Annotated in this window: 16 protein-coding genes and 2 pseudogenes; 6 read left to right on the top strand and 12 right to left on the bottom strand. The window is 45.6% G+C overall.

Translation table 11 applies throughout. The features are described 5' to 3' along the window. Nucleotides 1-54 precede the first annotated feature (54 nt). From RIB93_RS00630 to RIB93_RS00585, 10 genes and pseudogenes are all read right to left on the bottom strand, one after another. Nucleotides 55-462 (bottom strand): annotated as a pseudogene (locus tag RIB93_RS00630) (ISAs1 family transposase); the annotation flags it as partial. 153 nt (nt 463-615) lie between these two features. After that, nucleotides 616-2,337 carry a DNA mismatch repair endonuclease MutL gene (mutL, locus tag RIB93_RS00625; RefSeq protein ID WP_446369298.1) on the bottom strand — a complete coding sequence of 574 codons (1,722 nt, stop codon included), beginning with the start codon at nt 2,335-2,337 and terminating at the stop codon, nt 616-618. Nucleotides 2,338-2,691: 354 nt separating this feature from the next. After that, nucleotides 2,692-3,237 carry a hypothetical protein gene (locus RIB93_RS00620; RefSeq protein WP_446369296.1) on the bottom strand — a complete coding sequence of 182 codons (546 nt, stop codon included), beginning with the start codon at nt 3,235-3,237 and terminating at the stop codon, nt 2,692-2,694. A gap of 7 nt (nt 3,238-3,244) precedes the next feature. Further along, nucleotides 3,245-3,754, bottom strand: a complete 510-nt coding sequence (locus RIB93_RS00615) for a Rab family GTPase (RefSeq protein ID WP_446369294.1) — start codon at nt 3,752-3,754, stop codon at nt 3,245-3,247. A gap of 130 nt (nt 3,755-3,884) precedes the next feature. Then, nucleotides 3,885-6,791, bottom strand: a complete 2,907-nt coding sequence (locus tag RIB93_RS00610; RefSeq protein ID WP_446369292.1) for an OmpA family protein — start codon at nt 6,789-6,791, stop codon at nt 3,885-3,887. Nucleotides 6,792-6,996: 205 nt separating this feature from the next. Continuing rightward, nucleotides 6,997-7,608 carry a hypothetical protein gene (locus RIB93_RS00605; protein ID WP_446369291.1) on the bottom strand — a complete coding sequence of 204 codons (612 nt, stop codon included), beginning with the start codon at nt 7,606-7,608 and terminating at the stop codon, nt 6,997-6,999. A gap of 370 nt (nt 7,609-7,978) precedes the next feature. Then, on the bottom strand, nt 7,979-8,797 hold the full coding sequence (locus RIB93_RS00600; RefSeq protein WP_446369290.1) for a DUF928 domain-containing protein: 819 nt from the start codon (nt 8,795-8,797) through the stop codon (nt 7,979-7,981). Between the two features lie 16 nt (nt 8,798-8,813). Continuing rightward, nucleotides 8,814-9,647 (bottom strand): DUF928 domain-containing protein, encoded by an 834-nt coding sequence (locus RIB93_RS00595; protein WP_446369288.1) that lies wholly within the window; start codon nt 9,645-9,647, stop codon nt 8,814-8,816. A 237-nt stretch (nt 9,648-9,884) separates the two neighbouring features. Beyond that, a complete protein-coding gene (locus RIB93_RS00590) occupies nt 9,885-10,673 on the bottom strand; it encodes a DUF928 domain-containing protein (RefSeq protein ID WP_446369286.1) in 789 nt (262 codons plus the stop codon). A 575-nt stretch (nt 10,674-11,248) separates the two neighbouring features. After that, nucleotides 11,249-12,061, bottom strand: coding sequence for a DUF928 domain-containing protein (locus RIB93_RS00585; RefSeq protein WP_446369284.1), 813 nt, complete (start codon nt 12,059-12,061; stop codon nt 11,249-11,251). 211 nt (nt 12,062-12,272) lie between these two features. Here RIB93_RS00585 and RIB93_RS00580 point away from each other — a divergent pair, with 211 nt between their 5' ends. From RIB93_RS00580 to RIB93_RS00570, 3 genes are all read left to right on the top strand, one after another. Continuing rightward, entirely contained in the window at nt 12,273-13,952 is a 1,680-nt protein-coding gene (locus RIB93_RS00580) for a transglutaminase domain-containing protein (protein WP_446369282.1), read from the top strand. A gap of 244 nt (nt 13,953-14,196) precedes the next feature. After that, on the top strand, nt 14,197-14,970 hold the full coding sequence (gene hisA, locus RIB93_RS00575; RefSeq protein ID WP_446369280.1) for a 1-(5-phosphoribosyl)-5-[(5-phosphoribosylamino)methylideneamino]imidazole-4-carboxamide isomerase: 774 nt from the start codon (nt 14,197-14,199) through the stop codon (nt 14,968-14,970). 158 nt (nt 14,971-15,128) lie between these two features. Next, nucleotides 15,129-16,487, top strand: a complete 1,359-nt coding sequence (locus RIB93_RS00570; protein WP_446369278.1) for a protein kinase domain-containing protein — start codon at nt 15,129-15,131, stop codon at nt 16,485-16,487. Between the two features lie 43 nt (nt 16,488-16,530). On the opposite strand, the gene RIB93_RS00565 is transcribed toward RIB93_RS00570, so the two are convergent. Next, nucleotides 16,531-16,701 carry a hypothetical protein gene (locus RIB93_RS00565; RefSeq protein ID WP_446369300.1) on the bottom strand — a complete coding sequence of 57 codons (171 nt, stop codon included), beginning with the start codon at nt 16,699-16,701 and terminating at the stop codon, nt 16,531-16,533. A gap of 27 nt (nt 16,702-16,728) precedes the next feature. Then, complete coding sequence (locus RIB93_RS00560) at nt 16,729-17,085, bottom strand: DUF565 domain-containing protein (protein WP_446369276.1); 357 nt, start codon at nt 17,083-17,085, stop codon at nt 16,729-16,731. 136 nt (nt 17,086-17,221) lie between these two features. On the opposite strand from RIB93_RS00560, the gene RIB93_RS00555 reads away from it, so the two are divergent. The 3 genes and pseudogenes from RIB93_RS00555 to RIB93_RS00545 all read left to right on the top strand — a co-directional run. Then, nucleotides 17,222-17,806, top strand: coding sequence for a hypothetical protein (locus RIB93_RS00555; RefSeq protein ID WP_446369275.1), 585 nt, complete (start codon nt 17,222-17,224; stop codon nt 17,804-17,806). 155 nt (nt 17,807-17,961) lie between these two features. Beyond that, entirely contained in the window at nt 17,962-19,875 is a 1,914-nt protein-coding gene (locus tag RIB93_RS00550) for an ArnT family glycosyltransferase (protein WP_446369273.1), read from the top strand. Nucleotides 19,876-20,499: 624 nt separating this feature from the next. After that, nucleotides 20,500-20,859: pseudogene (locus tag RIB93_RS00545) on the top strand (SagB-type dehydrogenase domain-containing protein); the annotation flags it as partial.

Raw genomic sequence — 20,859 nt, 5'->3', positions numbered from 1 at the left:
TTTTTTTTGAGTTTTCTTTTTTATTGAAATTAGTTGCCTTGAATCTATCAATCGTTAAATTAGCAACATTTTTTGCCAATGTTTTCCTAACCACGCCTGCCCTTGACTAATTGACAAAAAACCACAAGTTCGATAAAGATTCATAATTAAAGTTGTCAATAAATAAATTTTTTCGGCTACCGCACAATCTTTGATTCTTGAATTATCTTCTTGGAAAACTACATCTTTTACCCAATGTACTTGATTTTCAATTCCCCAATACTGTTGGATTTTTTCGGCGAATAGTTGAGCGGGTATTTTTTTGCTGCTTATATAATATAAGGTCTCATTCCATTCTTTTTTGTCCCGCCATCCTTTTCTTTTTACACGAATTACACTGTGAAGATTGGGATGCTTTTGATTCCTAAAATTTTCTGGATTAAATACAGATACTGTTCGAGTTACTTGGCGGCTACCCTCAACGCGCCCAGAAAATTGAACCCATTTTAACTGGTTTTAGCTTTTAGCCCTTAGACGCGGAGCGGCTTCTCTTTGAGTACTTTAGTTAAGGGCTTAAGTTAAGGCTTAAGTTAACTACTCTAGCGATACGATTATGGCGCTAAAGCGCTACAAACGTTAAATTCCATGGCTTTTGCCAATCACCCAATGACGACGAAAGAAACGAGCCAGCGCTGATTCTTCTAAGGGTAAGTAAATCGGACGCCCATGGGGACAGGTGCGGGGGTGGCGAGTCATTTTCCATTGATTTAATAATGTCTGCATCTGCTCTAAATTTAAGGGTGTGCCATTGCGAATTGCACTGCGACAAGCTGTGGCAACTTGTGCGTTTTGTAAGTCTCCACCTAAACTGAGTTCTAATAGGGCATCCGCACAGTCGTCTCGCTGATGTAGTAGGGCGGGTGCGTTGCGAACAGCCCACAGTTGATCGCCAAAGGATTCTATTTCTAACCCAATCCGTTGCAGTTGTTCGAGTTGAACTGGAGTTAAATGATTGAGTATCACGGGCGGTTCTAGGGGAACAAGTTGCCAGCGATCGCGCAGTTGTTCGTACAAGACTCGTTCATGGGCAATGTGTTGCTCAATTAACCACATTCCTGTATCATATTCTGCCAGAATATACATGTTACGTACTTGGGCAACGGCTTTTAATTCCACTAAGCCAATATCGGAAGGATTACGCTCCGGTTTTGGTGACTCATCCAGGTGATAAACTCCCTTTTTTGCCGAGGCTGTCAGTAATTTGCCGACGCGATGGGATTGAGAGGCGGTGTCGAAATTTTCCGCCCCAATCCGCAGGGCTTGTTCAATGGCTTGGCTAATCTGTTCTTGCCAATAGGAAAGGGAATGCAGATAAATTTCGGCTTTGGCGGGATGACGATTCCAATCAATTTGACTGGGACAAATTTGTAGGTGAATAAAACAAATTGGATAGCGATCGCGCGGTAAGGTTTTCGCCATGGCGGTGAGAATCGTTTGTTCCAATTCTGGCGATCGCACTAACCGCCCATTCGTCGCCACTTTAACCCAATCCGGGCGGCGACGGTGACAGCGGTCAGGCAATCCTAACACTAAATGTAGAGACGCGCCATGGCGCGTATTTGGGGTTGAGTTGTAAGTAAATATCTCCCCTGCACTCCCCTCCTCTGGTGTGGGAACATCTACAGTTAATTGCTGCAAATCATGCACGCGCACTTGTTTGAGGAGTTGCGGAATGATCTGTTGAGCCGTTTTACCCGGACTGATTGTAAACCAGGAGCGATCGTTTTGCTGAACTTGCCAGGTCACCGATGGATGGCAAAGGGCTATATTCTGTATCGTGGCTTGGATTATTCGTTGTTGTTGGCTCCTCGACGGTAATCCCTGACGACGTAGACGCCACTTGCCAAATAGATTCGAGACACTCACCACGGTACCCGGCGCGATCGCAACGGCTTCTGTGTCTTCTGCTTCTCCCTGGGTATTATACGTACAGCGCCATCCCTCAAAACCTGTCAGTCGGCTGCATATTTCTAATTCGGCTAACGTTGCAATACTATGCAAGGCTTCACCGCGAAATCCCAAACTGGTAATCTTGTATAAATCATCGCGACTTTGAATTTTGCTGGTACTGTGTGCCGATGCAGCTTTTTGTAAATCTGTCAAGTCCATGCCCGTGCCATTATCTGCCACGCGCACGCGCCACAAATCAAACCATACAGCCACAGCGATGCGCGTCGCCCCCGCATCCAAAGCATTTTCCACCAATTCTCGTACTACAGCGGCTAAGGAATCAATCACCTCGCCAGCCGCAATTAAGTTAACAACCTCCGTCGGTAGGGTTTGAATCGAACCAGTCATAGTTTTGAAGTAGGGGCGGGTTTAGACGCTTGCGTTTCGCTGTTGATGATAACGTTTTCTCAAAACCAGCCCTGTAAACACTGATTTCACGGATTTATTGAAACGGTAGTGGTGGGGTATCACAGGTTAGTTACACTGATTTCACGGATTTATTGAAACGGTGGCGGTGGGCTGTCACAGGTTAGTTACACTGATTTGACGGATTTACGATAGTGGTGGGGTGTCAGAGGTTAGTCGCACTGATTTCACAGATGCGTTGTCAATGGACAAAAGATGATTAGATTGTCGGGGAAATTATTAACTTGTCTGTGTTAATCTGTGTCATTTAATAGTGAGACTTCTAGAGAGTGTCATTCAATCTGTGTAATCTGTGTTTCGGAGAAGCTCTAATTTAAATTTTTCTCCCCCAGCTTCCCCAGCTTCCCCAGCTTCCCCAGCTCCCCCAGCTCCCTCTGCTCCCCCATAATTTTTAGAATGAGTTAGCGCACTTAATAACAGATTAGTTTCATTTGATTTTTGAATTAATTTTTGCTGTAACTTCATCCGTTCGGTGACGTCCTTAAATAAAAGAATTAAATAATTTTCATTCTCATCTTGATGGTGACAAATATGTAAATCAAAATAAAAAGAATGATCAGGCGCTTGAGCTGTGTGATGCTGATCAGCTCGAACAATTCCTGCTAACTGAAAACTTATCTGCCGTCCTGCTAAAATGTCCATCATTATCCCTTCCATACCGACTAATTCCGGAAAGGCTAAGCGGACATCTCCGCCTAATTTTAAATTTTGAGGAGATTCCGCAAAATTAGGAACACCGTCAGAAAATTCTTGAACCAGTAACTCACGATTAAGGGCTAGATAATCGTAGTCGGGTGCTAATATTTTTAAGCGGGACGGCATACAAACTCTAAGCCTTTATTAATATATTATCGGCAATTTGTTCAAAAAGTTCATCGACATAAGCACCTGTTTTCGCTGAGGTTTGATAAAGTCCGGCTTCGGGATTTAAGTCTTTATCCTGAACGATTTGAACCAGTTGGTTCAGTTTTTCCGGTTCGACTAAATCCGATTTATTTAAGGCAATGGCAATTTTGCCTTTCGGATTAACCGATAGAAACAGGTTAACGTGTTCATCTAATCGCTCAACGGTTTCCAGGCGGCTGACATCAGCAACGACGATGACACCACTCGCCCCCTGTAAGTAACTGGGAGCAATGGATTTAAATTTAGTATGTCCTTCCAAGTCCCAGATGAGCAACTGTAAATTTACGGATTCTAGGGTTTTTCGAGAAATCTTCACACCGACGGTGGACAGATACTGATCGCTAAACTGGCGTTCGACAAAACGGCGAATCAAGCTGGTTTTGCCCACGCCAAAGTCACCGACGAGACAAATTTTCTTGGATATTTTAGTCATTGGTCATTGGTCATTGGTCATTGGTCATTGGTCATTGGTCATTGGTCATTGCTTCAGGGTAATCATTCTTACTGTTCCCCGTTTCCTTGTCCTCATGTTTAACTTTAATTATGTCCGACTACTTATGCTTTTAACGTGCGATCGCCTCAAATTCGACAAATCGGCTGTATTGATGGGGTTCATCCGCATACACGCCTGTGGGGGGTTTGGTGGTTCCGGATATTTCTAAGCGTCTCGCATCAATCCCTTGACGCACCAGTACCTCAGCCACGGCTTTTGCCCGTTCTAGGGCTAATCCCTGATTTTCTAAGGGTGTACCACTAGGATCACTATGACCAATGACTCGCAGGGATTGGTTGGGGTAATCTTTGAGGAATGCGGTCAAGGCGTCCATTTTGGCTTGTTCTGAGGCTTTTAAGTCGGCGGAATTGAGATCGAAGTAGATGCGAGAGGCTAAGGCTAGAGGTTGTAGTTGCACGGTGTTGGTTACAGAGTCTACTCCCGGAATTTCCTCCAACGCCTCGGTGATTTTCTGGGCATCTTTGACCTGAATTACACTCCCTTCTACGGTAACTTGACCGTCCTGAAAATTCGTCCAAATTGCCAAACGTTCGGTTTGATTGAGAATAGCAGTGACACGCTCAACCTCGGCGGCGACTTGGACGGGATCGGGTGGAACCTTGATGGCAATGATATCATTATCTATCTCACCATTGGGTATAGTTGTTTGGGCGATTTGTCCCGCTTTTTCGACGAGATATTGATTCGGTAATTTGCCGGATAGGGTAATCGTATCGCCTTGTGCCTCGACATTTAACCGATAGACCGCAAGTTCGGGATCAGATGCCAAAGCAACAGCAGTTTTTTCCTCAAATTGATGATTGACACCACTGCGATGTAGATGAATACCCCAAGGAATAAAAATCAGACCCAATACGGCGGCACAAAGGCTTAACAAGGCGACAGGAACTTTACGCGGTGACTGTTCTGATTTGGGATTAACCAGAGTTAATGATTCCAGAAGGGAGGGGATTTGTTCTGGTACATTATCTGGATCACCATCAAAGGATTCCATCGCCTTCCCATGGCGCAGAACAATAGTACCCAACGCATCGCGCATTTTGTCGATAAATGACTTCGGCGGATCGCCTTGGGTTACTACGGCGAGATAACAGTATCCAGCGACTTCTAAAAGAATATCACAATGTCCGTATTCGATGCGATCCAGTTCTGATATTTCACCGGATTGCATAATACAATCATTGACAAAACTGCGAATGGCGGTCAGCATCCCCGCCACCATATCTGACTCTAATTGTTGTTTGCCAAAGGGTTGGACTTCCGCAATCACTAATCCTGATGCTTTGTGAATCAGAAATATCGCTTGGATGGTAAACGGCATCGACTCTTTAAAAATGAGTTCCGCCTCAGATATTCCTTGACTTTTCGCCCGAATTTTGCGAGCAATTCCCTCCGGACTTAGGGAGTTTTCTACTTTCTGATCAATCGTCCGCATTGCTTCAGACAAATATTTATAGAATGTCCCGCCCATGACTGGATAAAGGGCGTCTACCATTGTATCCCGCTCAATCTCTATTTGTTCTTTAATCGCGGCGCTCATTTCTGGGGCAATTGCTCGGGCAAATTCACCGGGGTTGCTGAGAATTTGATAGTTAACGGCAGAGGGGATAATCGGTGCTAAGGCGGAACAGATGCCCTCTTTATCCTCTTTTGTTTTCGCCTCGATCATCTGATCGACAATGGGCGCGATCGCACTTGCCATTTCTTCTCTAGCTTCAGCAATTTTTATGCTTAAAATTTGAGTAATCAATGGCAGCATTAATTTAATTAAATTACTCGGATCATAAATCTGATTTTCTAAACAAGAAAACTTTTCTTTTAGCAGTTCAATCCCTTCTTGCGAATCGAGAAGATCGGGTGTTAATAGTAATTTTTGCAACCGTTCAAATTCATCCTCGATATTTGCATCATAAGCGACGAGGGATTCCTGGCTCTGGTTTTCAGGTATATATTGAAGCTGAGATGAGGATTCGGCTGACTGTTCAAATTCCTCAGATTTTGGCTGATCAGATTCGCTTAACTGGGATGATGATAGTCCATTTTTTGCTGACTCTAATGGTGATTGATTCAACTCTCCTAGTACTGTTAAAAGTTGATCACAAATTAAATTATCGCTGGATTCGGTAGATTCTTCAGATACGTTTTCAGATGAGGTTTGGTTGATCTGAGATTGATTCAATGAGTTCAACTTTTCAGAGGAGTAAAGCTCAGGATTTGAATGGTAAAATGATGATTGACTTTCACCATTTGATAAACCCTCTAATGCTGTTTCAGTCTCCTCTGAACCGAAATGATCTGTGGAGTTTGGCTGTGATTCCTCTAGATCAGTTTTGCTTTTCACAGGCTCTGGAACATCTCTCTCCCAACCTTGCTCCTGCTCTTGAGAAGGTGTTGAATTCTGAGGAGTTAAGTCTGGCGTTAATTTTTCCAGATGGCGTGAGGAGTCAGCTAGATTAGTAGAGTCTGACTTATCGTTGGATTCTGGCGATTGAGGTAAGGGTTCTGACAACGACAGCGATTCATCTGAGGCTATTGGCTGAACCGACTGGGATTCCTCTGTCACAATTGTTTTGGTCGATTCTTTCTGTAAGGAAGGCTCAAACGACTGCTCTGATTGTGACCTTGGGATAGAGGATGAAGATGGGGAATGAGAAATCTGCTCCGTTTCTTGGGAGTGAGGATTGATCGATTCATCCTCCAGACTACTCGAATCGGCAATAATTGTATCTTCCCCTACTTCCAGACGTTCCACCGGAACGTCTCTACCAGCTTCTCCTACTCCCTGCTGTTTTAACGGATCAGTATCGGGTTCACCCTGAGTTTCCCCGTTCTCCTGGGCGGAAGACATTCCTGTTGTGGTGGCTTCAGTCGAGTTAGTATTCTGTAAATCCATTAATAAATCCAGCAAGTCCTCTAGCTGGGATATGGCAGATCCCTTTTTTCCTGGTAAAGCCATAATTAATTTGATCCTGTCTTGTTCTATAGTGGCACCGAGTTTTGTAAATGCCAAATTGAGTCAAAGTTGGCATTTGACCCAATTCTAATCCTTTCATCCAGGACATCCACTACATTGCTAGTTTTGAGCCAACATTTTGCTGAACGTTAGGACTAATAACCAGCCACTTGAGTGAATGACAACAATTTATTTATCATCCCTTATCTTACTGCGAAAGGGGACCTGCTTCTAAAAGCCGAACATCAACATCCACATCATTACCCGCTGCTTCTTTCAGCTCAGGAGCAAACTCCGTTCCTTTAATTCTTAATCCCAATTCAAACAAAATATCTGCCATGTCATCTTTAGCCACTTTGCCATCATTAATCAGGGAAAAGCGCCGTTCGAGTTCTTCAAAAACATACGATCTCAGGCTTCTAATGTCCTCTTGGAGTTTTTCACGAGTTTCTGAGAGTTCGTTATGCAAATTATTGGCTTGTTTTTCTAAACTATTATCCAGGGATTCCATATTTCCGGAAAACTTTTTGTTAACCATATCGATGGTTTGCCGAATCTCTGAATTATCGTTTTGAACTGTCAGATTCAGCGACTTCAGTTTTTTCTCCAGGGAATCTACAGCGGCTCGTAGCTCCGTCGCATAGACAGTCTTGGTTTGCTCGATGCGATCGCGCATTTCCTGCTGGATCAATGCCAGATTCGATTCAATTTTGTCAATTCGGCTATCGTACTCTCGTAATTGAGCGCCGAAGATGATATCTCGGATCTGGTCAATATTGCCTAGGCGCTCGCGCATTTGTTCTTTACTGATTTCTGCCATACTCTTCTTTCTCACTTGGTTAAAGTCTGGTTGGCTCAATTTCAGGGGTTGGCGGTCAATATCCCCCGATCGGGGGGTTACACTACTATAACACTGCTGCTATCTCTAAAAGATAAGTCAGAATCCTTCAAGGTAGAGTCTTTCCTACTAAGTCAGTTTTTGGATTGATGGGCTGTCTCATCTATTTTTTTACCCTAGTTTTCTGAGATTACCAAGTTCGCTAGAAAAAGTTGACAAATTAGGCTTTATATGAATTGTAGGGACACGATATGTCGTGTCCCTACAGGTAACGGATACAATAGATTAGGCTATTGTATTAACCGATTCGGGGAATTCCCCCCTCTCTTACAGGTTGGAGTGCTTCACAGGATTATGGTTGTGCCGAAGAGAAGGGTACATCAACAGGCGTATTCTGAGATGCGAGTGACTCACCCACCAGATTGCTAAGTCCCGCCGCGTTCAAAAGGTTGACCCACTGATTTGCCACCTCCGAATCACTCGGATAATTGCGGCGCAGTTCAACCAGCTGTGCTAGGGTATCTTGCCAAAGTTCTGCCTCAGCATAGAGTTCCACTTTTTTTGTCGGTGATGCCTGCGCTAACTGAGTTTCTAGGGTAGGATTGAGCGTTACCCGTCTCACCCATCCTTCAACCACCAGATCATTAGAGCGTTCGTCCTCGGGCGGACAGAGAATCGAGAACATCCAACGATAATCCTCACCCACCGCCAAGGGTGACAAGCTAACATCCTGGGGTAGATTTAATGTGATGATTCCTGACTTGCCATTGGTCCGGAATTTGGTTTGATAAACGAGATTTCCCTGGCTATCCTCCAGAACAAACTCCACAGGTAAGGGCGTGCTGGGATCGGGTGAAGCTGGGAGGTAGACAAAAAAGCTGGGATAAGCCGCAACCGTTGTACCAAAGCGATCGCTCGGCATTAAAGCCGTTAACGGTTTACCAGCAACGGGGCAATTTTCTCCAGAACTTCGGGTTGCTCCTCCTTCGACACGATTCGCCGAGCCAATTCCCCTTGGCGGTTCATATTTGTTAGTTGTCCAGGTTTGGGGGATTCCCTGAGCCTGGAGAATTTGGGGGCTGTGGATCAGGGCAAAGCCTGCGGCAAATAGCGCCAGCTTTACCCCCACAGCGAGAGAAAATCGATAAAAAGGACGTCGCTTATGTACCATGACAGTGACTCAGTGATTAATTCGGATTGGTTCTGACACCCTGAGCTACTGGTTCTTCGACAATTTGCTCGAGTTCGACTGAACGGAGCAATTGGCTCCACGCCGCCTTCAAACCCTGATCATTGGGGCGATCGCGACGTAGTTCCACTAAGGTATTCAACGTTTCATACCAAAGTCGCTCACTGGCGTAAATAGCCACTCGCTGTTCCGGCGTTGCTTGTTGGATGCGGCGTACCAGATTGGCATCAGGTTCCACGCGCTCGAACGCACCATCGACATATACATCACCGGATGGTTCTTGAGTATCACAAATCAGTTTTAACGTCCACTTATATGTCTGACCCGTCTCTGGGGGAAGGACACTACTTTCTAAGTTAGGCAGCGTTAAGCTCATGATACCGGGAGCGCCAACAACGTATTGTTTTTCATCTCCCTGAGAATCTTGTCCGGTGTAATGGGCGAAAGCATACTTCGTCGAATAAATTTCCTCACCCTTGGCATTACGCACCATTAACTCTACTCCCCAAGCGGTGTTTTTCGGTAGATACCAGGAGAGAGTAGGATACTCGGCTATGGTTTTGCCGACACCAGACTCAGGCACCAATGCGATCGGAACTTGACCGGGTTTAGGGTTTGCAATACAAGGTCCTCTTGTACCACCACCTTCTCTATTGCCTGGAATCGATGGACCTTGACTGTCTGGCGGCGTGAATTCCCATTCGGTTGGGATATCACGGCTGAGGGGTGAACCCCCTAACTGGGCTTGTACCCCAGCGGGAACATTAGCCACAAGTCCTAGGGTTAGCGCTAAAGCGACTGTAAAACGGGATGAATGGGTAAACCAAGCCATAATAATTTAGAACTCCTTCTTAATCAGAGTCTTTCAAAGTTTTTGGAAAAATCTGTCTGAGCAGATACTTAACCTTCCTACAAGAGGGATGATAATTGCAGAATTTTCAGGGTTCTCGCCGAATAATTTGCCTGAATAGTTCTATTCTAGCTTGAGATAGGGAGTGAATTGAAACCTGGGATTGGACTCTTATCTGAATCTTTATGTTAGTTTTTCCCTATCTTTGTATTGGTTGTTTTATTCAACAGAACTAGCTCCTGAGTTAGACAACGATTCAGTTAAAGCAGCACTCCTGTCTGGATTTAATTGCTCAGAAAGACTTTGTAAGCCAACTGATTGCAATAACTTGTTCCACGCGGTTTGCACGTTGCGATCATTGGGAAAATCCTGATGGAGTTCTACCAAGGTGTCTAACGTGTCATACCAGAGCAATTCCTGGGCATAGAGTGCCACTCGTTCTTGAGGAGTTGCCTGTTGAGTCCGCATTTTTAGCGTTAGACTCGGTTCCACTCGCTTAATCCCACCACCCACAACCATATCTGCTGAACGATCCAGGGGATCGCAAACCAATGCTAATTGCCAGTAATAGAGCTGATTCGTTTTCAGGGGAGCAAGATGAGCAGAAGTAGGAATCGCTAAACTCATAATTCTCGGCATCTGTGTTTCCCCTGTCGCCGACTGCTCCAAGGAATACTTAACCCGGTAAATTTCTTCATCATTAGCATTTTTCAGTACAAACTCGACTGCCGATGCTGTTGTTGATGGCATATACCAGAATAGTTTTGGATATTCCTCTAGGGTTTTGCCGATCAATGATTCTGGAACTAGGGCAATTAGTGATTGATTATTCGGCGTACAATTCTTTGGACCTCGCGTTCCACCCGCTTCTCGATTCACGGGAATCGGCTCAGGTGTTGAACCTTCTGGAGTGCTGAATTCCCACTGAGTCGGTAGTTCAGCACCCAGAGAGGTAGTCCTAACCGGGGTTGGCACTTGAGCGACTAGGTTGGTGGCTAGTCCTAGCATCAAAGCTATGGTTAAGAATGTTAGGTGTGATAAGCGGGTGAAACAAGCCATAATTCAGATATATGCTCGTAGAACCGAGTCTTTAGTATATAGATGTTAGAGCACAAGCCAAGGTTCCAGACCCAGGTTAGTTTCTGTCAGACATAATCACCTTTTTGGCTCAGGCAAGCATCTACCTTGAGGGAAATGTTGCTGAATTAAGAGTTTGTCGTAAACGCTGCAAGTCATGCTAGCTCACTTTTGGTCTGACTACGACCCCTGGTTATATGAGTACCATTGTCTTAAGTTGTTAATATTTTAACGTTAGACATGGGTAATCCCGGAACGTTGTTTCCACTCTTCTCTAAATCTTCATCACTCTTAAAGCCAATTCCTGATTTCCATGCTTCTATCGCCTGAAAATTTAAATCTTTTGTAAAGATATAGCTATTCTCACTTGGGTGAAATACCTGAATTCCTGCGAGATGGGGAATTTGCCCTTGTCCTCCAAGGTGACAAGGACTAAAGAAACTGGGGATGCAATGTTCCAGACGTGCTATGGCGCGTCTAGAAGCAGGGGGAACAGAAATTAGAGCTTATCCGAGTAGAATCATATCTAACCCAACAGACTTCAGCAGTTTGTTCCAAGCCGAAATCACCGCCGGATCATTCGGGCGATCGCGCTGAAGTTTCACCAACGTCCCTAACGCTTCATACCACAGTCGTTCCTTTGCGTAAAGTACCACACGCTCCTCAGGTGGTGCTTGCTGTAAGCGGCGGCTTAGGGTAGGGTCAATGGATACTCGCCGGATTGTGCCTGCCATATAAACATCACCGGATGGATCATTGGGGTTACAGATTATTCTTACATTCCAGTCATACTTCTGATCCTCTTTCAGCGGCAGAGAGCTACCCTTTAATCTCGGTATGGTTAAACTGAGTATGCCCGGAGTGCCAACGACCAATTGGGCATCTTGTCCCTGATAATCGTTTGAGGTGCCATGGGCAAAGGCATACTTGGTCGAGTAAATTTCCTGACTATCACTATCTGTTAACTTAAACTCCATGCCCCAAGCCCTTGTCCGGGGTAGATACCAAAAGATGGTGGGATACTCCGCCAGTGTTTGTCCCATACCAGACGCCGGTACTAAGGCAATGGGATAACTGCTGAGGCAACCCGCAAACGGTAAATTGCTGCTATCTTGTAGACCTGAATCCCCTAGACCTGAATCACCAGAATTAGGCAGTGGCGCGGATTCCCATTGATCGGGTAACTGAGAACTGATCGAGGCATTGCTTAACTGCGCTTGTACCCGAACTGGCTCTTTCAGGCTCAACCCCACGATTAAAAGCAATGTTACTAAAGCGGTTATGGCGAGTTTGTGTGGGAAAAAACGGATGAGTTTCATAATAAATACATACAAAACTATTTTTGTCAATAAAATTATTGAATAAAAACGGCTATCCAATAACAACCAATGTTCAAAGGTGCGATCGCACATTTAAAATATTGCAGATGCACACCGGAGCATCCGCCTAAATCGCCTAAATAAGGAGGGTATTGACACCACCTGAGTATAGATGGCGACGCTGAAATCTAAATCTTGATATAGACTGATCATGATTCCTAATCCTGATTCCTCTGTGTCACCTAAATTGAAATCGTTCCACACCATTCGACCGATTGGGGCGGCTGCCCTACAGGGTATTGCTTTTTGGGGAGAAAAATTGATTGCCATCGATGCCACGAGTGGCTATCTGTTGCAAATCAACCCCCAAACTGACGATACCAAAATTTTGAATTCCTCGCCGGATCTCGATTTTGCCGATGCGACGGGTTTAGCCGTCGTGGGGGATACGCTGTGGTTGACGCGCAAAGAGAGTGTATACTATTGCCAACTCAACGGCGATCTCCAGCTTCAGCATTTCCTGACATTACCCTACACCGCCAATGGTGTTGCACTCAAGGACTCGACGGTCTATATCACCTGTCAAAAAATGGGGTATATTCTGATTTACAGTCGGGATACCGGGCAGGAGATTACCCGCTTATATGCCCCAGGAATTGGCATGGAGAACATTACGGTGCGGGATGAGGAACTTTGGGTCTCGGATCAGGAAGAACAGACCGTGTATTGCCTTGATCGCGCCACCGGAAATATTATCTTCAGCGTCTTGACTCCTTTTGAGAATCCCACGGGTTTAACCTTCTACCGAAACCCGGAAACGAATCAGGAGATTCTCTATGTCGCCTATGCAAGCGAACAACCCTACATCCGCGATAATCCCAACGCTCAACCCAACCACGAACTACAGTATCGCGATCGCACGTTTATTCATCCCCTCTCCTTTCAGTACAATGCCGAGGAACGCTATGCTCTCTCCAATGGCTATTTAATTGAAATGTCTTATGTCGAGGAACTGTCCCCGTTAGACGACGTAGCCTTGCAGGACATAGAATGGCGCATCGCCTTACCCTCAGAAACCGCACGCCAAAAAATCCGCGCCATTGAAGCCGTTGGGATTCCCTTCACCGAAGAAATCCAAGGCAATCAGCGGGTGGCGGTGTTTAAATTTGATACCCTCGCCCCCGGAGAACGGCATTTATTTGGCTGGAAGGCGCTTCTAGAGGTTTGGAGTATCAAATATCGGATTACACCCAGAGATTTAGAAAATACGCCAGAATTGCCACTTGAATACAAATCCCGCTATTTGCTGGATGATGACGAGTTAGCCATGGATACCGAAATCATCCGCCGCGCCGCCCTTGACGCTGCGGGTCGAGAAACGAATGTATTGCGGCAAATGTATAGTATTCGCAATTATGTCTATGACCAACTCGCTTATGGAATCAAACCCCATATCGATACCCCAGATGTGGTGTTAGCGCGAGGAATTGGTTCCTGCGGGGAATATCTCGGTGTCTTATTAGCCCTATCCCGTCTCAGTGGGATTGCTTGTCGTACCGTTGGTCGTTACAAATGTCCCGCCCATCCCGATCAACGAGACATTCCCTTACAACCTGATTTTAATCATGTTTGGATGGAATTTTACTTACCAGGATTTGGTTGGGTTCCCATGGAATCTAATCCCGATGATACTCGCGAAGGTGGACCTTACCCGACTCGATTTTTTATGGGATTGGCTTGGTATCATGTAGAAATTGGTAAAGGAATTACGTTTGAAATCCTGACCAGTAAAGGTGTTCCAGTTAACAAGGAAGAGGTTTCTATTGGGGATCTAGCGATTAATCATGTCCGGTTCAAAATTCTCGAAGAATTACCGCCTCCGGGGGAATAGTTTTTCCGAATGTAGGGGCGGGTTTGTGGGCTTTCGTTTAGCTATTGATGATAACATTTGTTCTAAACCCGCCCTTTGTGAGTGTAGGGGCGGGTTTCACTATTATCATTTTGGGTTCACCCAGATGTGACTAAACCCGCCCCGACTGAACCTTCCCTGAGTTCAAAGGAACCTGGTTTTAATGCCCTGTTTTTCTACGAATGACGAATGACAAATGACGAATGACAAATGACAAAGGACGAATATGAACGTTATTCCAGCCATTGATTTACTCGACGGTCGCTGTGTACGGTTATACCAAGGCGACTACGCGCGATCGCAAGTTTATAGTGAAAACCCAGTAGAGGTGGCGAAACAATGGGTTGACCAAGGGGCGAGTCGGTTACATCTGGTTGATTTAGATGGGGCGAAAGCGGGACACCCTGTTAATACCAAGACCATCGAAGCCATTGTCCAAGCGGTATCGGTTCCCGTAGAAGTTGGGGGCGGATTGCGCGACAAGGAAGGGGTTAGTCAACTGCTTTCTGTTGGGGTTCAGTATGCGATTCTGGGAACAGCGGCGGTTGAAGATCATCCCTTAGTCGAACAATTGTGTGCTGAATTTCCCGATCGCATTATCGTGGGTATCGATGCACGAAATGGACAGGTTGCAACACGGGGATGGTTGGAAACCTCAGAAATTACCGCGACTCAATTGGCACAGCAAATGGCGAATTTGGGTGTATCGGCAATAATTTATACAGACATTCAGCGAGATGGTACACTGACTGGACCCAACCGCGACGCCTTGCGCGAATTAGCCAGCCATGTCTCGATTCCGGTGATTGCGTCTGGGGGTGTGAGTTCAATTACAGACTTATTGAGTTTACTGGCGTTGGAACCCTTAGGCGTGATGGGTGCGATCGTAGGTCGTGCCCTGTATACGGGCGATGTTTCCCTCAAAGAAGCCATTCAAGCCGTGGGACAAGGACGCCTTCAGGATATTCCCCCCGACTTGGGATCATCTTCATTAGCTTGAGGGAAACAGGGAACTGGTAACTGGTAACTGGTAACTGATAACTGATAACTGATAACTGAGGGTAAAGGTGGCGGTTACTAGGGCAAATAGGAAACAATAGATCAGGAGACAAGATTTTTCTCCGACTTGAACCCTGACTCCTCAATAAATGATCCCAGATGTCTGCCAAAGTTATCCTCACAGTCATCACAGGAAGTCTCAAAGGTGAGAACTTTGAATTTAGCGATCGCACGACTTGTATTCTAGGTCGCGCCAAAGATTGCCATCCCCGACTCCCTAATGATCGGTATCACAAGACTATCTCGCGCTATCACTGTTTGCTGGATATCAATCCTCCCGATATCCGTATCCGTGACTTCGGTAGTCTCCACGGCACCTACGTTAATGGTAAAATTATCGGCAAACGCCATCGATATCAAACGCCAACCGAAGGGGCTAGGATACAGTTTCCAGAGTACGACTTAAAGAATGGCGACGAAATCAAGCTTCGCCATACGGTATTGCGCGTCAAAATTGAAGGGGTAAACCACAGTGACGTGAACTCTTCTGAATCACAGACAATTGGTGTTGATCCCAGTGAGAAACCTCTCTTACCCCGTGAAAGTGGGTTAAAAAGCGCTTCAACGACTCTAGGATGTGACTCTTATCTACCTAAGATTCGTGGCTACACAACGCTGAAACGATTAGGTCAAGGGGGATTAGGAACCGTCTATTTAGCCCATCATGACCAAACCGAGGAATTAGTCGCCCTCAAAATCATGCGATCGCACAACAGACGTCCGAGTGATGCAATCCGGCAATTTTTGCTGGAGGTTGAAAAAACCAAAGCTTTACAACACCCTAATATTGTTCGACTCCGGGAATTGGGTTACGACCAGGATTCCTTTTTTTTTACCATGGATTATTGTAATGGTGGCAGTGTTCTGGACTTAATGCAGCAACGCGGCGGCAAATTATCGGTCAATGAAGCGATGTCGATTACGCTGCAAGTCTTGGATGGGTTAAACTATGCCCATTCTATCCAGAGTCCTGTTACTATCGCCAAGAAGGGTAACACTCAAGTGCAGGGATTAGTACACCGTGATCTCAAACCGGGGAATATCTTTCTTGCCAATCTGGGATTAGGGCGTCTTGCCAAAGTTGCCGATTATGGATTAGCCAAGGCGTTTGATTTGGCAGGATTGAGTGGGTTGTCTCGCAGTGGTCAATATGCGGGAAGTCCGGCTTTTATGCCTCGACAACAGGTTATTGATTTTAAATATAGTAAACCCGATGTTGATGTTTGGGCAACAGCGGCTTGTTTGTACTATATGTTAACGGGCAGATTACCCCATGATTTTGGTAACCAAGACCCATTCTGGGTTGTATTGCAAAACAAACCTGTACCGATTCGCCAACGAGATGCTGGAATTCCCAAGGGACTAGCGGAGGTGATTGATTTAGCGCTTACCGATAATCCTCAGATATATTTTAAGAGTGCTGCTGCTTTTAAACGGGCGTTGGAAAATGAATTATGACTGATGTAGAGACTGGGAAACCGTGGGATAAACCAACAGGATTTTAAACCCAGCCCCTGATTTCAGAATCCGTTAAAATTTTCCCTAACTTAAGAGATTCGCTTTTCGTCGCTTGTAAAAGATGTTTCATCATCACAGGTTCACCCACATCAGCGGCTATAAACGCGGCATTTAAGGCAATATTACGGATATTTCCCCCCGTAACATCAGACATAAGACATAAGACATAAGACGAATGACACTATGAACCCAGTTTAAACGCTTCCAAAAACATGCTATAAACCAAACCAATTTTCAGTGCATTCACTGTTTCCAGAAACCATGACAATCGGGACGCTTTGCTCAGAGAAGGCAAACGCTGGCGATTCCCGCCATAAACAATCCGGCTCACTGTTTCCGTGAAAATAATTAAAATCCCAGCCGCAATGACATCCCAGTCAGCGGTTTGTCCGGCTGTCGTTGAGATAGCACTTCCGAGAAAAATGCCTGACAGCAGACCCATCAAAATTATGGACAGGCGTCGCCAGGGATTTGTAAACCACTGGGCTAACCTTGCCAAGATCACATCTACGAGAGTATTAAGACGAGTATTTTGCATCGATAGACCACTTAGCCTTTTGTGCAAAATAACACGGTTTCGGTCAAGCTTGTTTGAATGAGAGTAGGGGCTGACAATTCATTTTGTTAGCACCCCCCACAGACGCAGTGGTGCAGAGTTAATCCCCTCAAAACGAATGAAACGACTAAACCATAAGCTTTATCCAGTATTTATCATCGTACTCCTTTTAGGTATGGCTGGACTGGGACTGGGGTTATTTGAGTTCAAGGTTTGGATAGAACCCCAATCCTCAGATACAGCATCATTACCCTCTGTGAGCAAATCACCAGAGGTTCCTGAGGTGGAAACGGCTCAACCCTTATCGCCAGCACTATCACCACTCTCATCACAGTTACCGCCGCCAGAGGCTTCACCCTCTCCCCCCCTTGATCCCGTTGCTCTAGCGGCGCAAAAAGGAGGGTTGCGAGTTAGCAATTCCACGGAACATCCGGTGCGGGTGGCGCTGCTAGAACGTCAAACAGATTCAAAGGCTGACGCCAAACCCGCCCACTGGGATTTTTCCCCTATGGAAGGAGGAAGCCAAGGGCTGATTCTTTCTCTTCCCCAAGATGATCTGATTCTGGAAAACGGAGATATTGTTGTGGCGTTCGCCCAAGATGGCTCTCGTTTATATTGGGGACCTTATGTGATTGGGGAGACGCCTGTACCCGTCTGGAATAAAAAGACAGGCAAATGGGAGTTAGTCTTACAACCGTATTAGGTTTTGTAGAGACGTTGCATGCAACGTCTCTACACTGTTGGACAAGGAACTTGAAGGGATTGTCCCAGTCAGGGAAGGGGTATATTGCGATCGCGCTTCTGGCTAAATTAAGTTGGAGACGTTGAGAGTTAATGTTGCCCTTTCGTGACAAAGTAGTGGAAGTTGAATCTAAGGATAGGATCGCTCAACCAGTGACAAAGTGGTGGAATGTTTGGGAAAAGCATCCAACTCGTTTGTGGATGTACTCGGTTTTAGGGTTAGCGGCGATTTGCTGGGTGGCGTTTTTGTGGCACTTAGGCAGTACGGGTTTGGTGGATGAAACTGAACCCTTATTCGCCGAAGCCGCCCGCCAGATGACGGTGACAGGAGACTGGATTACGCCGTATTTTAATGGGGAGACTCGGTTTGATAAACCGCCCTTAGTCTACTGGTTAATGGCGATTGGCTATCACCTGATTGGCGTGAATGAATGGGCGGTACGACTTCCCTCGGCGATGAGTGCGATCGCGCTGACGGTATTGGGCTTTTATACGCTACGCTATTTTGGTATTTCCCGTCCTAGTACCCTGGTGCATGAAAAGTCCTCTGAATTAGAAGATACCCCGAAACTCGCCAATCCAGAACGCCAGCGCTGGTTATCTGCTGGAATCGGGGCGACATTGATTGCATTGAATCCGATCACCTTGGTTTGGGCGCGGACTGGGGTTTCGGATATGTTACTCTCTGGCTGCATGGGAACGGCTCTTTTATCGTTCTTTATTGGCTATGTGCAAGGGGAGACAGGGAGACAGGGAGAAGGGGCGCAAGACAGCCGACACCGTGAAGATATAAAACCCATCTTAGGGTTTGCGTCGGGTTGGTATTTGGCATTCTATATATTAATTGCCTTAGCGATTCTTGCCAAAGGACCTGTGGGAATTGTTCTACCTGGATTAATTATTGGGGCATTTCTGTTATCTCTGGGGAACTTTTGGCAGGTGGTGCGGGAAATGCACCTGTTTTTGGGATTGGGCATTATTGGTGTCCTAGCAATTCCCTGGTATGTGTTAGTTACTTTGGCAAATGGCGAAGACTATATCGAAAAGTTTTTTGGCTATCACAATATTGAACGCTTCGTCGGGGTGGTGAATCACCATTGGGCGCCCTGGTATTTCTATTTTCTGGTTGTGTTAGTCGGCTTTGCCCCTTGGTGCTGTTACTTACCCTTAGCGATCGCACGGCTGCGGTTTTGGCAGGTCAAAAAATGGCGTTGTTCCCCTCGCGCCAGTCATTTGGGTTTATTTGCCCTGTCTTGGTTTGTCGGGGTGTTTGGCTTCTTTACAATTGCCGTTACCAAACTTCCGAGTTATGTCTTACCCTTAATGCCTGCGGCGGCAATTTTGGTGGCATTATTGGCAAGTGATTTACTCACCTATCCCCGTCCTCAGCGTCTCTTGGGATTACGGTTGAGTGCTGGATTTAATCTGATTCTGCTTGGTGTCATTGCTTTCGCAATTTGGTATAGTCCTAATTTCATTGGCTATGATCCGGCGGCGCTGAACTTATCGGAAACTTTGCAAGCCTCAGGATTACCGCTACGGGGAGGTATTGTTTGGGGAATAGCTGCGGTAGCGATGGTGATTGGCTTATGCCGATATCGGGGGTGGCGTTGGTTAGGATTAATTAATTGGGTGGCGTTTGTGGCGTTTATTATCCTTGTGGTGTCACCGGCTGCTTTTCTATTGGATCAGGAACGTCAGCTTCCCCTGCGAGAATTATCTGCGATCGCGGCTGAGGTGAACCAACCGTCAGAAGAGTTACTGATGATGGGGTTTGAAAAGCCAAGTGTTGTGTTTTATGCTCAGCGATCGGTCAATTATTTTGATGAAGAACATAAGTTTATTGCCTACATTGAGGACATCGCTAAAACTAAGCCTAATCCTCCTTCGACTCTGGTTTTAATTGAATCTAAGCGATTCAATCGACTTAAAAAAGAATGGCTCAAACCTAGTGAATATACCATCATTGATAACGAAGGTGCTTATCATTTGATTCGAGTGACTAAACAAGTGATTGCTCGCAAGCTTTAGCCTTCAGGGGGAATTAAGTAGAAACCCCTCACCCCCAGCCCCTCTCCCACTCTGATACTGCTGGCGAATCAGGGGTCAGACCCCTCACCCCGCTGCTCTATTCCTTCACGTCCATTCATGGTTCACGCAAGCGAGTAACCCGTCAGCTTGCGCCTTGGAATGAGTCATTAATTGAGGTAAGGTGTCAAGCATTTAAACTGAAGTTCCCCCTATACCTGCAAATAAATCAATAAACTGGATGTTAGTCATGATCTACATAGCTAATTGTAATTCATTTATTTGTTGCCTTAATGATATCCATTGCACTGAAGTCGCGTCTACCCTTAGCATATTGAGCAAGTAACCTTGCTATAGATTGACAGGAACAGATGTATGTGATATATAAACTCTGGCTTGGGAGTATCAGTCAAGTCTTTAAAATCAGAGCTAATCAACTGGCTTTCTCGATATGCAAACGACGATATTTTTTCATCCTATAATCATGAATCATGAAAGTCGGTTTGGTATTCTATCCAGCAATGTTTTATTATCGAGATTGAAAATGATTAAATCCTATATGACGACCGCTCGCTATATTAAAAACTTCTAGATAAAAGCCAGAACGAACACTATCCTGAAAAAACTATGTCCAACCCCCAATTATCGATCGCCCAACACTATCACGAACGCACAAAATACGATCCTGAGACGATCGCGTCCAAAAATAAGCGCTTAGACTGGGACAATCAACCGATACCCTTTAAAGAGTATAAACTAGGAACGACCATTGACCTGAAGCCCTATCTCAAAGAAGAGCCTCAGGCGTTCGCCCAGGAACCGGGTAAAGGTTGGTGGCGGTTGTCCCGGTTGCTCTTGTGCAGCTATGGCTTAACGGCTAAGATGGCAACCATGATTGGACCTCCGGTTTATTTAAGGGCGGCACCTTCAGCCGGGGGATTGTATCCGGCGGAAGTGTATTTAATTTCCCGTGGCACTTCTATATTA

The organism is Coleofasciculus sp. D1-CHI-01, from assembly GCF_040218875.1.
In the GTDB taxonomy this organism is placed as follows: Bacteria; Cyanobacteriota; Cyanobacteriia; order Cyanobacteriales; family Coleofasciculaceae; genus Coleofasciculus.
Note: the sequence above shows the minus strand (reverse complement) of the source record. Positions and strands in the feature narration are given on the sequence as shown.

Bases quoted from the DNA above. Each gene is read 5' to 3' on its own strand.
- mutL (WP_446369298.1), bottom strand. From the start codon at position 2,337: ATGACTGGTTCGATTCAAACCCTACCGACGGAGGTTGTTAACTTAATT.
- RIB93_RS00620 (WP_446369296.1), bottom strand. From the start codon at position 3,237: ATGCCGTCCCGCTTAAAAATATTAGCACCCGACTACGATTATCTAGCC.
- RIB93_RS00615 (WP_446369294.1), bottom strand. From the start codon at position 3,754: ATGACTAAAATATCCAAGAAAATTTGTCTCGTCGGTGACTTTGGCGTG.
- RIB93_RS00610 (WP_446369292.1), bottom strand. From the start codon at position 6,791: ATGGCTTTACCAGGAAAAAAGGGATCTGCCATATCCCAGCTAGAGGAC.
- RIB93_RS00605 (WP_446369291.1), bottom strand. From the start codon at position 7,608: ATGGCAGAAATCAGTAAAGAACAAATGCGCGAGCGCCTAGGCAATATT.
- RIB93_RS00600 (WP_446369290.1), bottom strand. From the start codon at position 8,797: ATGGTACATAAGCGACGTCCTTTTTATCGATTTTCTCTCGCTGTGGGG.
- RIB93_RS00595 (WP_446369288.1), bottom strand. From the start codon at position 9,647: ATGGCTTGGTTTACCCATTCATCCCGTTTTACAGTCGCTTTAGCGCTA.
- RIB93_RS00590 (WP_446369286.1), bottom strand. From the start codon at position 10,673: ATGCTAGGACTAGCCACCAACCTAGTCGCTCAAGTGCCAACCCCGGTT.
- RIB93_RS00585 (WP_446369284.1), bottom strand. From the start codon at position 12,061: ATGAAACTCATCCGTTTTTTCCCACACAAACTCGCCATAACCGCTTTA.
- RIB93_RS00580 (WP_446369282.1), top strand. From the start codon at position 12,273: ATGATTCCTAATCCTGATTCCTCTGTGTCACCTAAATTGAAATCGTTC.
- hisA (WP_446369280.1), top strand. From the start codon at position 14,197: ATGAACGTTATTCCAGCCATTGATTTACTCGACGGTCGCTGTGTACGG.
- RIB93_RS00570 (WP_446369278.1), top strand. From the start codon at position 15,129: ATGTCTGCCAAAGTTATCCTCACAGTCATCACAGGAAGTCTCAAAGGT.
- RIB93_RS00565 (WP_446369300.1), bottom strand. From the start codon at position 16,701: ATGTCTGATGTTACGGGGGGAAATATCCGTAATATTGCCTTAAATGCC.
- RIB93_RS00560 (WP_446369276.1), bottom strand. From the start codon at position 17,085: ATGCAAAATACTCGTCTTAATACTCTCGTAGATGTGATCTTGGCAAGG.
- RIB93_RS00555 (WP_446369275.1), top strand. From the start codon at position 17,222: ATGAAACGACTAAACCATAAGCTTTATCCAGTATTTATCATCGTACTC.